Below are 11,376 nucleotides of genomic sequence, written 5' to 3' on the forward strand. Positions count from 1 at the left end.
GATGAGCGACAGCCCATCCCCCCTCGCCGACCCGCACATCGCCTTCGACGCGTCCGACGGCCGCCGGGACATCGTCGTCCTCGGCTCCACCGGGTCCATCGGCACGCAGGCCATCGACCTGGTCCTGCGCAATCCCGACCGCTTCCGCGTCACCGCGCTCTCCGCAGCGGGCGGCCGGGTCGGACTCCTTGCCGAGCAGGCACGGCAGTTGCGTGTCGACACGGTCGCGGTGGCCCGCGAGGACGTGGTGCCCGCGCTGCGCGAGGCGCTGGCGCAGGAGTACGGAAACGACTCCGTACCCGAGATCCTGGCCGGCCCCGACGCCGCCACCGAGCTCGCCGCCTCCGCCTGCCACACCGTGCTCAACGGCATCACCGGCTCCATCGGCCTCGCCCCCACCCTTGCCGCGCTCGAAGCCGGCCGGACGCTTGCCCTCGCCAACAAGGAATCGCTCATCGTTGGCGGGCCGCTGGTCAAGGCCGTCGCCAAGCCGGGACAGATCATCCCCGTCGACTCCGAGCACGCCGCCCTCTTCCAGGCCCTGGCGGCCGGGACGAGGGCCGATGTACGCAAGCTCGTCGTCACCGCCTCCGGCGGGCCCTTCCGGGGCCGTACGCGAGCCGAGCTGGCGAACGTGACCCCCAAGGACGCCCTCGCGCACCCCACCTGGGCGATGGGCCCGGTGATCACGATCAACTCCGCGACCCTCGTCAACAAGGGCCTGGAGGTCATTGAGGCGCATCTCCTCTACGACATCCCCTTCGACCGTATCGAGGTCGTCGTCCACCCCCAGTCGTACGTCCACTCGATGGTGGAGTTCACGGACGGCTCGACCATGGCCCAGGCCACCCCGCCCGATATGCGTGGTCCGATCGCCATTGGCATCGGCTGGCCGGAGCGGGTCCCGGACGCGGCCCCCGCCTTCGACTGGTCGAAGGCCTCGGCCTGGGAGTTCTTTCCGCTCGACACGGAGGCCTTCCCGTCGGTGGGACTCGCCCGGCAGGTGGGGGAGCTGGGCGGAACGGCCCCGGCGGTGTTCAATGCCGCGAATGAGGAGTGCGTGGACGCGTTTCTCGCCGGTCGGCTGCCGTTCAACGGAATCATGGATACGGTCACCCAAGTCGTCGCGGAACACGGCGCCCCCGCCGCGGGAACCTCACTCACGGTGGCGGACGTCCTCGAAGCGGAGACCTGGGCCCGGTCCAGGGCCCGTGAGACGGCAGAGAAATTCAGTGAAGGACGGCCCGCGGAGGCTCGCGCATGACGATTCTGTTGACGGTCCTCGGCATAGCGCTGTTTGCCGTGGGGCTGCTGTTCTCCATTGCCTGGCACGAACTGGGCCATCTCTCGACGGCCAAGCTCTTCGGCATCCGGGTGCCCCAGTACATGGTCGGCTTCGGTCCGACCGTGTGGTCCCGGCACAAGGGCGAGACGGAGTACGGCGTCAAGGCCATCCCCATGGGTGGCTACATCCGCATGATCGGGATGTTCCCGCCGGGGGAGGACGGCCGGATCGAGGCCCGGTCCACCTCGCCCTGGCGCGGGATGATCGAGGACGCCCGCTCGGCGGCCTTCGAGGAGCTCGAGCCGGGTGACGAGAAGCGGCTCTTCTACACGCGCAAGCCGTGGAAGCGCGTCATCGTGATGTTCGCGGGACCGTTCATGAACCTGGTCCTCGCCGTCGTGATCTTCCTCGGTGTGGCCATGTCCTTCGGCTTCCCGACCCAGACCACCGATGTGGCCGGGGTCCAGAAGTGCGTCATCTCGCAGAGCGAGAAGCGCGACACGTGCAAGAAGGGCGACCCGGTCTCGCCCGCCCAGGCCGCGGGCCTCCAGGAGGGCGACAAGATCGTTGCCTTCAACGGGCAGCGCGTCGAGGACTGGTCCACGCTCTCCCGCCACATCCGCGAGACGATCGGCCCGGCCACCATCACCGTGGAGCGCAACGGCCAGGAGGAAGTCCTCAAGGCCACGCTCGCCAAGAACATGGTCGCGGCGAAGGACGCGGACGGTGAGGTCATCCCCAAGAAGTTCGTCGAGGCCGGCTACCTCGGCTTCGCGGCCAGGACCGAGATCCTCCCGCTCACCTTCACCGATTCCGTGGACCGCATGGGCGACATGATCCAGAACGGTGCCGAGGCGATCATCGTGCTGCCGTCCAAGGTCCCCGACCTGTGGAACGCGGCCTTCGGTGACGGAGAGCGCAAGGACGACTCCCCGGTCGGTGTGGTCGGCGCCGCCCGCATCAGCGGTGAGCTGATGAACGTGGACGCCCCGACACAGAACATCGTGGCGTGGTTCATGCTGCTGCTCGCGGGCTTCAACCTCTCGCTGTTCCTGTTCAACATGCTGCCGCTGCTGCCGCTGGACGGCGGGCATATCGCGGGAGCGCTGTGGGAGTCCGTACGCCGTAAGGTCGCGAAGGTGTTCCGGCGCCCCGACCCCGGTCCGTTCGACGTGGCCAAGCTGATGCCGGTCGCGTACGTCGTGGCGAGCATCTTCATCTGCTTCACCCTGCTCGTGCTGGTCGCCGACATCGTCAACCCGGTCAAAATCAGCTGAGTGGTTCCCTTTGTGACGGCCGGGCACTCTTTTTGCCCGGCCGTCGCCTTTGGGTGGATTTTGCGGAGCGGTGTGCTGGGCGGAACCTCAGTGCCGTAATCTCGAAGGCTGGAGCCCGCCGATCTCGGGACCTTGATCCACACCTTGGGGTTGCACAGCAGATGACTGCAATTTCTCTCGGAATGCCGTCCGTTCCGACGAAGCTCGCCGACCGGAGGGTCACCCGCAAGATCCAGGTCGGCTCGGTGGCCGTGGGCGGGGATGCCCCCGTGTCGGTGCAGTCGATGACGACGACCAGGACTTCCGATGTCGGGGCGACGCTGCAGCAGATCGCCGAGCTGACGGCGTCGGGCTGTCAGATCGTGCGGGTGGCCTGTCCCACTCAGGACGACGCGGACGCGCTGGCGACGATCGCGCGCAAGTCGCAGATCCCGGTGATCGCGGATATTCACTTCCAGCCGAAGTACGTCTTCGCGGCGATCGACGCGGGCTGTGCGGCGGTCCGGGTCAATCCGGGCAATATCAAGCAGTTCGACGACAAGGTCAAGGAGATCGCCAGGGCGGCCTCCGCGGCCGGCACCCCGATCCGTATCGGCGTCAACGCCGGTTCGCTGGACGCGCGGCTGCTGAGGAAGTACGGCAAGGCCACCCCGGAGGCGCTGGTGGAGTCCGCGCTGTGGGAGGCGTCCCTCTTCGAGGAGCACGGTTTCCGTGACATCAAGATCTCGGTCAAGCACAACGATCCGGTCGTGATGGTCAACGCCTACCGCCAGCTGGCCGCGCAGAGCGACTACCCCCTGCACCTCGGCGTCACCGAGGCCGGTCCCGCCTTCCAGGGCACCATCAAGTCCGCGGTCGCCTTCGGTGCGCTGCTGAGCGAGGGCATCGGCGACACGATCCGTGTCTCGCTCTCCGCGCCGCCCGTCGAGGAGGTCAAGGTCGGCCTCCAGATCCTGGAGTCGCTCAACCTCAAGCAGCGCCGCCTGGAGATCGTCTCCTGCCCCTCCTGCGGCCGCGCCCAGGTCGACGTCTACAAGCTCGCCGACCAGGTCAGTGCCGGTCTGGAGGGCATGGAGGTGCCGCTGCGCGTCGCGGTCATGGGCTGTGTCGTCAACGGCCCGGGCGAGGCGAGGGAAGCGGACCTCGGTGTGGCGTCGGGCAACGGCAAGGGCCAGATCTTCGTGAAGGGCGAGGTCATCAAGACCGTTCCCGAGTCGAAGATCGTCGAGACCCTCATCGAAGAGGCGATGAAGATCGCCGAGCAGATGGAGAGGGACGGCGTCCCCTCCGGGATGCCGGTGGTCGATGCCGTGGGCGAGCCCGAGGTCTCCGTCCGCTGACGACGCAGAGCGCCGCACACGGGCCCCGTCGCACCGAGCGGCGGGGTCTCGTCGTGCACGGGGCACGCCGCGGACCTGCCAGGTACAGTTTCGGAGACCAGCAGACCGTATGGTGAGGCCCCCTCGTGTTGACGCAGACCACCACCCGGGTCCTCGAACCCAGCGACCTCGGCGCAGCGCTCGCCATCCTTGAGAGCGAGCCCGTGGCGAACGCTTTCGTCACATCCCGTGTCCAGGTCGCCGGGCTCGACCCCTGGCGCCTCGGCGGCGAGATGTGGGGCTGGTACGCGGACGGACGGCTGCGCTCGCTCTGCTACTCCGGCGCCAATCTTGTTCCCATCTGCGCCACCCCCGAAGCCGTGCGCGGCTTCGCCGACCGGGCACGCAGGGCGGGCCGTCGTTGCTCCTCCATCGTCGGCCCGGCCGAGTCCACCGCCCAGTTGTGGCGTCTCCTCGAGCCGGGCTGGGGCCCGGCCAGGGACGTACGCGGCCATCAGCCGCTCATGGTGACCGAGCAGCTCGCGGACGGCATCGAGCCCGATCCGTACGTCCGCCGCATCCGCAAGGACGAGATGGACGTGATCATGCCGGCGTGCATCTCCATGTTCACCGAGGAGGTCGGCATCTCGCCGATGACCGGCGACGGTGGACTGCTCTACCAGGCGAGAGTGGCCGAACTGGTCGGCGCCGGGCGGGCGTTCGCCCGCATCGACGACGGCAAGGTCGTCTTCAAGGCCGAGATCGGCGCGGCCACGTCCCAGGCCTGCCAGATCCAGGGGGTGTGGGTCGCCCCGGAGTTCCGCGGCCGCGGGCTGTCCGAGACCGGTATGGCGGCGGTGCTGCGCTACGCGCTGGCGGACGTCGCGCCGGTGGTCAGCCTGTACGTCAACGACTACAACACCGCGGCCAGGGCGGCGTACCGGCGGGTCGGCTTCAGTGAGGTCGGTGCCTTCATGAGCGTGCTGTTCTGACCGAGCGTGGGGACAAGTAGGGTTTCGCGCATGGCAGCACTTTCTGGAGGCGGACCCGCGACACCCAGCGTTGCGATCGGACCGGTCGATCTCGCCGACCGGGTGGACGACGCCCTCGCGGTGCAGGCCCTCGCCTTCGGTCTCAGCGACGACGAGATCGACGTACGCCGCTTCATCGTGCTCCGGCACCTCCTCCACCCCGGGGCCCGCGCGCTCGGGGCGATGACGGAGTCCGGCCGGCTCGTCGGATTCGTGTACGGAATGCCGAACGACCGCACCCACTGGTGGTCCACCGTCGTCGAACCGTATCTGCGCAACACCGGCTCCGACGCGTGGCTCGACGACTCCTTCGTCATCACCGAACTTCATGTCCACCCCGACTTCCAGGGGCGGGGCATCGGCCGCACACTGATCACCACGATCACCGACGGGGCCGGCCAGCCGCGCTCCATCCTGTCCGCCATCGACATCGAGAGCCCGGCCCGCGGCCTGTACCGCAGGCTCGGATACCAGGACCTCGCGCGCCAGGTGATGTTCCCCAGTGCGCCCAGTCCGTACGCCGTGATGGGCGCCACGCTGCCGCTGCTCCGCGAGAACTGATTTCCGCCTGCCGGTGCGCCCCGGCTAACCTCCTGCTCATCACACATTCCGAGCAGGAGTTCACCATGGCCCAGGTCCAGCGCATGTCCCGTCTGATGATCAAGACATTGCGCGACGACCCGGCGGACGCCGAGACGCTCAATCACAAGCTGCTGGTGCGCGCCGGGTATGTCCGCCGCAACGCCGCGGGCATCTGGAGCTGGCTGCCGCTCGGCAAGCAGGTCCTGGAGAACGTCACGCGTGTGGTGCGCGAGGAGATGGACGCGATCGGCGCGCAGGAGGTGCTGCTGCCGGCGCTGCTGCCCAAGGAGCCGTACGAGGCAACGGGCCGCTGGGAGGAGTACGGCGCCGAGCTGTTCCGCCTCAAGGACCGCAAGGGGGCCGACTATCTCCTGGGCCCGACGCACGAGGAGATCTTCACCCAGCTGGTCAAGGACCAGTGCACGTCCTACAAGGACCTGCCGGTGATCCTCTACCAGATCCAGACGAAGTACCGCGACGAGGCACGTCCGCGCGCGGGCATCCTGCGCGGCCGTGAGTTCCAGATGAAGGACTCGTACTCCTTCGACACGACCGACGAGGGCCTGGCCGAGTCGTACGCCCTGCACCGCGAGGCGTACATCAAGATCTTCCAGCGGCTGGGCCTGGACCACCGGATCGTCTCGGCGATCTCGGGCGCGATGGGCGGCTCGGCGTCGGAGGAGTTCCTGGCACCGGCCCCGGCCGGCGAGGACACCTTTGTGGACTGCCCGAACTGCGAGTTCGCGGCCAACACCGAAGCCGTGACCTTCAGGACCGAGCCGGAGGACGCCTCCGGGATCGGCCCGGTCGAGGAGCTGGACACCCCCGACACCCCGACGATCGAGTCGCTCGCCGCGCACCTGGGTGTACCGGCTTCCGCCACCCTGAAGAACCTGCTGGTCAAGGTGGACGGCGAGATCGTCGCGGTGGGCGTGCCGGGCGACCGCGAGGTGGACCTCGGCAAGCTCTCCGACCACCTGGCCCCGGCAGTCGTCGAGCTGGTCACCGCAGAGGACTTCGCCGACCGCCCAGACTTGGTGCGCGGCTATGTCGGCCCGCAGGGCCTGAAGATCCGCTACATCGCTGACCCGCGCGTCGCGCCGGGCACGGCCTGGGTCACCGGCGCCAACAAGCCCGACACGCATGCGAAGAATGTCGTTGCCGGCCGCGACTTCGAGGTCGACGAGTACCTCGACGTCGTCGTGGTCGAGGACGGCGACCCCTGCCCGCTGTGCGGCAGCGACCTCAGCCTCGACCGCGCGATCGAGATCGGTCACATCTTCCAGCTGGGCCGCAAGTACGCCGACGCCTTCCAGCTCGATGTACTGGGCCAGCAGGGCAAGCCGGTCCGCGTGACCATGGGCTCGTACGGCATCGGCGTCTCGCGCGCGGTGGCGGCGCTGGCCGAGCAGACGGCCGACGACAAGGGTCTGTGCTGGCCGCGCGAGATCGCGCCGGCGGATGTCCACGTGGTGGCGGCGGGCAAGGCGCTCCAGACGGAGCTGGCGATCGAGGTCGCGGAGAAGCTCGCGGCGGCGGGCCTGCGGGTGCTGGTCGACGAGCGCCCCGGAGTCTCCCCGGGCGTGAAGTTCACCGACGCGGAGCTGATCGGCGTCCCGAAGATCCTGGTGGCGGGCCGTCGCTCGGCCGAGGGCGTGGTGGAACTCAAGGACCGCCGCACCGGAGAGCGCGAGGAACTGACGGTGGCCGAGGCGATCGCCCGCCTCAGCGCCTGACGGTCTGACGGCCTGACGGCCCGGGGGGTGGGGCGGTGGACTGGCCCCGCCCCACCCTCCCCGCTCGCGCGGGCCACGTGTGCCGCCTGGGCGGGGAGTGGGCGCCTTCGAGCATCGGCCCGCGTCCGGCCCCCTGCGGAGCCGCCGAGTTCCGGGGCCTTCACGCCGTAAAGCCGGTGCTTTCCGGGGGTGTGGCGGCGTCAGCCCCCCGTTCAACTCCCCCCGAGAAGGGGGAAAACTACAGCCAGGACGCGAACTCCAGCGCCAGTTCGCCCTCCTGGCGGCGTCCCGCCCTGATCGCCCGCGTTCCCGACTCCACCGCGCGGAACAGCGTCCAGCCGCGCAGGCGTTCGCGGTCCACCTCCAGGGAGTCCGCGAGCCTGTTGACCCTGCGGCGGGCCGCCGCTGCCCCCGCGGAGGCGGCGATCAGGTCCTCCACCCGGTCGCGGACCAGGCGCGCCAAGTCGTAGGCGCGTTCGCCGACGAGTGGTTCCGGGCCGACCGCCAGCCACGGCGTACGGTCGCCGCCGAGCACCTTGCCCTGGCGGAAGTTGCCGTGCAGCAGCAGGAGTTCGGGCGAGGACGCGGTGAGCTCGTCGCGGGCGGCCACGGCCGCCGAGACCAGCCCGGCCGCCGTCGGGTCGCCGAAGCCCCGCACCGCCTCCGCCTCGCGCGCCGTGCGCTCGGCGACCGTCTCGAAGCCGTGGCCGGCGGGCGGCTCGATCCACAGCCGCCGTACCGTTCCCGCCGCCTCCAGCAGGGCCTTCGCCTCCGGCAGGGACCGCAGCGAGACCTCCGGGTGCAGCCGCTCCAGCAGCAGGGCGTCCTCCGCACGTGCGAGCAGACGCACCGCGCCCCACCCGTCCCAGTGCTCCAGCGCCGCTTGTTCCAGCGCGGGGGAGGCGAGGGGCGGCGCGATCTTCAGGGCCGCGGGGGTGCCGTCGGGCCGGCGTACGAGAACGACCAGGCTGCTCCGGCCGCCCGGCACCACCACGCGCTCGACCTCCAGCCCGTGCCGGTCCACCGCCTCCTGGGCGATCTTGGGCAACTGCCCGAGCCAGTCGTCACTCTCGCCGAGTGCCCGGACGAGCCGCTGTGGCGGTTCGAAAGCCATACGTTGGTTGTTCCCTTTCAGCGCGCTCGACTGCCGGTCCGCTCGGCGAGCCCAGGAAAGGCTACGCCGCTGCCGCGCCAGCGCACCGCACGGACGGCCGCCTCGCGCAGCGCGCCCGCGGCCTCCTGCCGCAGCGGCCCCTCCGCGGCCCGTACGAGATCGGAGTAGACGCCCGCGACCCGGTCCTCCAGCACCGCGGCGAGGCGGACCGCCGCGGCCGCGTCCGGCACCGGGAAGGGCAGAGCGTACGCCGCCTCCGACGCGACCGGCTTCCCGTCCAGGTCACGCACGGTGCGCGCCAGCGCGTCCCGCCGGGCCCGGTGCGCGTCGTACCCGGCGGTGGCCTCGCCCTCGCGGTCCTTGCCGATCCGGGCGCCGACGACCCCGTATCCGTACACCGCCGCATGTTCCGCGGCGAGCGCGGCCTGTACGGCGTCCAGTGTGCTCATCAGGAGTCCCCCTTCGACAGCAGGTACGCATGCGCGGCGCCGGCCGCCGCGACCGAGGCGAGCAGCCGTGCCAGCTCGGGCTCCGCGTCCGCGAGGGCGGTGGTGTACGCGTCGGAGGTACGGCGCTCTGCCGCGCCCAGTGCCTTCAACGCGGCCCCGGGATCGCCCGCCGACGCAGCCGCGGCGGGCGCGGCGGGCGATCCCCCGAGCGCCTTCGCGTGCTCGGCCACCGCCTCCCGCATGTCCGTCAACTTGCGTGCCAGCGAGGGATGTTGCGCGATGACGGCGTCGTACTGGTCCCGCAGCGCGCCGCTCGCCGCGGCGAGTCCGCGACGCAGCGCGGCCTCGGTGCGGGCGGAGTCGGGAGCGGAACCGGACGTACGCCGCCCCTCGGGCTCCTCGCTCGAACAGCCCGTCAACAGGGAGGCAGCGGCAGCCCCCGTCACGATGAGCGCACGCCTTCGTGTTGTCCCGGTGCGCCCCACGCGTGTCTCCCTCGGGCTCGCAGTGATCATCGCCGCAGGCGAGCGTACCTGCGGGTCCGGCGGAGGTGGACGGCAACACCCCCTGGGACCGGATACCCTTTGATCTGACACGACGATCCCCACAACAGCACACGCGGCCGAGGAGTCACCCGGATGAGCACCACCCAGAGCGACAGGCTGCGCGGGCTGCTGGAACCGCTCGTCAGCGCCGCGGACCTGGATCTGGAAGAGATCGAGGTGTCCCGGGCGGGCAGACGCGGCATGCTGAGGATCATCGTGGACTCCGACGAGGGCGTCGAGCTGGACGCCTGCGCAGAGCTCAGCCGCGCCATCTCCGAGAAGCTCGACGAGAGTGACGCGATGGGAGAGGGCGAGTACGTCCTCGAGGTGAGCTCGCCCGGAGCCGACCGTCCCCTGACCCAGCACCGCCACTATGTGCGCGCCGTCGGACGGCTGGTGAAGCTGCAGCTGCACGAGGGCGGCGAGCTGGTGGCCCGCATCCTCACCGTGGACGACGAGGGACTCGACCTCGAAGTGCCGGGCGTGAAGGGGCGCAAGCCCACCGCCCGCCGTGTCACCTTCGCGGACATCGCCAAGGCCCGCGTGGAGATCGAGTTCAACCGCAAGGACAAGAAGGAAGAGGAGGCGTAGCCGTGGACATCGACGTGAAGCTCCTGAAGGGCTTGGCACAAGAGAAGGAGATCCCCTTCGACCTGCTGGTCGAGGCGATCGAGTCGGCCCTCCTCATCGCGTACCACCGCACCGAGGGCAGCCGCCGCCACGCGCGCGTCGTGCTCAGCCGGGACACCGGCCATGTGACGGTGTGGGCGAAGGAGGAGGCGGCCGACCTCGAAGAGGGCCAGGAGCCCAAGGAGTTCGACGACACCCCGTCGGACTTCGGCCGGATCGCCGCCACCACCGCCCGCCAGGTCATCCAGCAGCGGCTGCGGGACGCGGAGAACGACGTCACCTTCGGCGAGTACGCCCGCCGTGAGGGCGATGTCGTCGCCGGTATGGTGCAGCAGGGCAAGGACCCCAAGAACGTCCTGGTCAAGCTGGACGACAAGCTCGAGGCGATCCTGCCGGTGCAGGAGCAGGTGCCGGGCGAGGAGTACACCCACGGCCTGCGGCTGCGTACGTACGTGGTCCGGGTGGCCAAGGGTGTGCGCGGACCGTCCGTGACGCTGTCCCGTACCCACCCCAACCTGGTGAAGAAGCTCTTCGCGCTGGAGGTCCCGGAGATCGCGGACGGCAGCGTCGAGATCGCGGCGATCGCCCGCGAGGCCGGCCACCGCACCAAGATCGCCGTCCGTTCGACCCGCTCGGGCCTCAATGCCAAGGGCGCCTGCATCGGCCCGATGGGCGGGCGTGTGCGTAATGTCATGGCCGAGCTGCTCGGCGAGAAGATCGACATCGTCGACTGGTCGGACGACCCGGCCGAGATGGTGGCGAACGCCCTCTCGCCGGCCCGCGTCAGCAAGGTCGAGGTCGTCGATCTGGGCGCACGTTCCGCGCGGGTGACCGTGCCGGACTACCAGCTGTCGCTGGCGATCGGCAAGGAAGGGCAGAACGCCCGGCTGGCCGCCCGCCTCACCGGCTGGCGCATCGACATCCGCCCCGACACGGAGCAGCCCGACCAGGGCTCCGACCAGGGCTGAGGAATGTTTCCAGGCGGGATCCGGTTCCGTTGATGGCGGGATCTCGCCGAGATCAGGACAACAACCGTTCGATTCTTGCCCCAAAGGGGTGAGGTCGGTGCGGGGAGGTAGACTTAAACGTGTCTGGCCGGACGCAGACCCGCGTATGCCCTGAGCGAACCTGTGTGGGATGCCGGGAGCGAGCGGTCAAGCGCGATCTGCTGCGCATCGTGATGACCGAGGACGCCTGCGTCCCCGATGATCGCGGTACGCTGCCCGGCCGGGGTGCGTACGTTCACCCCGCCTTGGTCTGTCTCGACCTGGCGGTCCGCCGCCGGGCGTTTCCCCGGGCCTTCAGGGTCAAGGGACCACTCGGTACCGCCGAAATCAGGCGGTACGTCGAGCAGGCAGCACTGTAAGAAGAAGTACGGCACGGAACCCCGTGCGGTCAGGTACCTCGC

General features: G+C 69.9%; 12 protein-coding genes. 9 read left to right on the forward strand and 3 right to left on the reverse strand.

Features of this window, described 5'->3' with window-relative positions:
* Window position 1 precedes the first annotated feature (1 nt).
* The 6 genes from dxr (at window position 2) to OG883_RS07395 (ending at window position 7,230) form a co-directional block, all read left to right on the forward strand.
* A complete protein-coding gene (dxr, locus tag OG883_RS07370) occupies window positions 2-1,264 on the forward strand; it encodes a 1-deoxy-D-xylulose-5-phosphate reductoisomerase (protein WP_266536592.1) in 1,263 nt (420 codons plus the stop codon).
* Window positions 1,261-2,562: an RIP metalloprotease gene (locus tag OG883_RS07375; RefSeq protein ID WP_266536594.1), complete on the forward strand. Its 1,302-nt coding sequence runs from the start codon at window positions 1,261-1,263 to the stop codon at window positions 2,560-2,562. Before dxr ends, OG883_RS07375 begins: the two co-directional genes overlap by 4 nt.
* 161 nt (window positions 2,563-2,723) lie before the next feature.
* Window positions 2,724-3,902, forward strand: coding sequence for a flavodoxin-dependent (E)-4-hydroxy-3-methylbut-2-enyl-diphosphate synthase (ispG, locus tag OG883_RS07380; RefSeq protein ID WP_266536596.1), 1,179 nt, complete (start codon window positions 2,724-2,726; stop codon window positions 3,900-3,902).
* A gap of 128 nt (window positions 3,903-4,030) precedes the next feature.
* Entirely contained in the window at window positions 4,031-4,873 is an 843-nt protein-coding gene (locus OG883_RS07385) for a GNAT family N-acetyltransferase (protein WP_266541332.1), read from the forward strand.
* 30 nt (window positions 4,874-4,903) lie between these two features.
* Window positions 4,904-5,473: a GNAT family N-acetyltransferase gene (locus OG883_RS07390; RefSeq protein ID WP_266536599.1), complete on the forward strand. Its 570-nt coding sequence runs from the start codon at window positions 4,904-4,906 to the stop codon at window positions 5,471-5,473.
* Window positions 5,474-5,538: 65 nt separating this feature from the next.
* The gene (locus tag OG883_RS07395) at window positions 5,539-7,230 is read left to right on the forward strand and encodes a proline--tRNA ligase (RefSeq protein ID WP_266536602.1); all 1,692 of its coding nucleotides are present in this window, start codon (window positions 5,539-5,541) and stop codon (window positions 7,228-7,230) included.
* A gap of 238 nt (window positions 7,231-7,468) precedes the next feature.
* Here the strand turns inward: OG883_RS07395 and OG883_RS07400 are convergent, their stop codons facing one another.
* The 3 genes from OG883_RS07400 to OG883_RS07410 are packed head-to-tail and all read right to left on the reverse strand — an operon-like array spanning window position 7,469 to window position 9,239.
* Window positions 7,469-8,344 carry an aminoglycoside phosphotransferase family protein gene (locus OG883_RS07400; protein WP_266536605.1) on the reverse strand — a complete coding sequence of 292 codons (876 nt, stop codon included), beginning with the start codon at window positions 8,342-8,344 and terminating at the stop codon, window positions 7,469-7,471.
* A 17-nt stretch (window positions 8,345-8,361) separates the two neighbouring features.
* Window positions 8,362-8,793 carry a ferritin-like domain-containing protein gene (locus tag OG883_RS07405; protein WP_266536607.1) on the reverse strand — a complete coding sequence of 144 codons (432 nt, stop codon included), beginning with the start codon at window positions 8,791-8,793 and terminating at the stop codon, window positions 8,362-8,364.
* A complete protein-coding gene (locus OG883_RS07410; RefSeq protein ID WP_323180891.1) occupies window positions 8,793-9,239 on the reverse strand; it encodes a hypothetical protein in 447 nt (148 codons plus the stop codon). Before OG883_RS07410 ends, OG883_RS07405 begins: the two co-directional genes overlap by 1 nt.
* Window positions 9,240-9,431: 192 nt before the next feature.
* Here OG883_RS07410 and rimP point away from each other — a divergent pair, with 192 nt between their 5' ends.
* The 3 genes from rimP (at window position 9,432) to OG883_RS07425 (ending at window position 11,334) form a co-directional block, all read left to right on the forward strand.
* Complete coding sequence (gene rimP, locus OG883_RS07415; protein WP_266536612.1) at window positions 9,432-9,929, forward strand: ribosome maturation factor RimP; 498 nt, start codon at window positions 9,432-9,434, stop codon at window positions 9,927-9,929.
* A 2-nt stretch (window positions 9,930-9,931) separates the two neighbouring features.
* On the forward strand, window positions 9,932-10,936 hold the full coding sequence (gene nusA, locus OG883_RS07420; protein ID WP_266536614.1) for a transcription termination factor NusA: 1,005 nt from the start codon (window positions 9,932-9,934) through the stop codon (window positions 10,934-10,936).
* Window positions 10,937-11,055: 119 nt separating this feature from the next.
* Window positions 11,056-11,334 (forward strand): YlxR family protein, encoded by a 279-nt coding sequence (locus OG883_RS07425; RefSeq protein WP_266536617.1) that lies wholly within the window; start codon window positions 11,056-11,058, stop codon window positions 11,332-11,334.
* The last annotated feature ends 42 nt before the right edge of the window (window positions 11,335-11,376 follow it).

The organism is Streptomyces sp. NBC_01142, assembly GCF_026341125.1.
Classification (GTDB): domain Bacteria; phylum Actinomycetota; class Actinomycetes; order Streptomycetales; family Streptomycetaceae; genus Streptomyces.

Coding starts and splice junctions, on each gene's coding strand:
- OG883_RS07395 (WP_266536602.1), top strand. CDS start 5,539: ATGGCCCAGGTCCAGCGCATGTCCCGTCTGATGATCAAGACATTGCGC.
- ispG (WP_266536596.1), top strand. CDS start 2,724: ATGACTGCAATTTCTCTCGGAATGCCGTCCGTTCCGACGAAGCTCGCC.
- OG883_RS07375 (WP_266536594.1), top strand. CDS start 1,261: ATGACGATTCTGTTGACGGTCCTCGGCATAGCGCTGTTTGCCGTGGGG.
- dxr (WP_266536592.1), top strand. CDS start 2: ATGAGCGACAGCCCATCCCCCCTCGCCGACCCGCACATCGCCTTCGAC.
- rimP (WP_266536612.1), top strand. CDS start 9,432: ATGAGCACCACCCAGAGCGACAGGCTGCGCGGGCTGCTGGAACCGCTC.
- OG883_RS07405 (WP_266536607.1), bottom strand. CDS start 8,793: ATGAGCACACTGGACGCCGTACAGGCCGCGCTCGCCGCGGAACATGCG.
- OG883_RS07390 (WP_266536599.1), top strand. CDS start 4,904: ATGGCAGCACTTTCTGGAGGCGGACCCGCGACACCCAGCGTTGCGATC.
- OG883_RS07400 (WP_266536605.1), bottom strand. CDS start 8,344: ATGGCTTTCGAACCGCCACAGCGGCTCGTCCGGGCACTCGGCGAGAGT.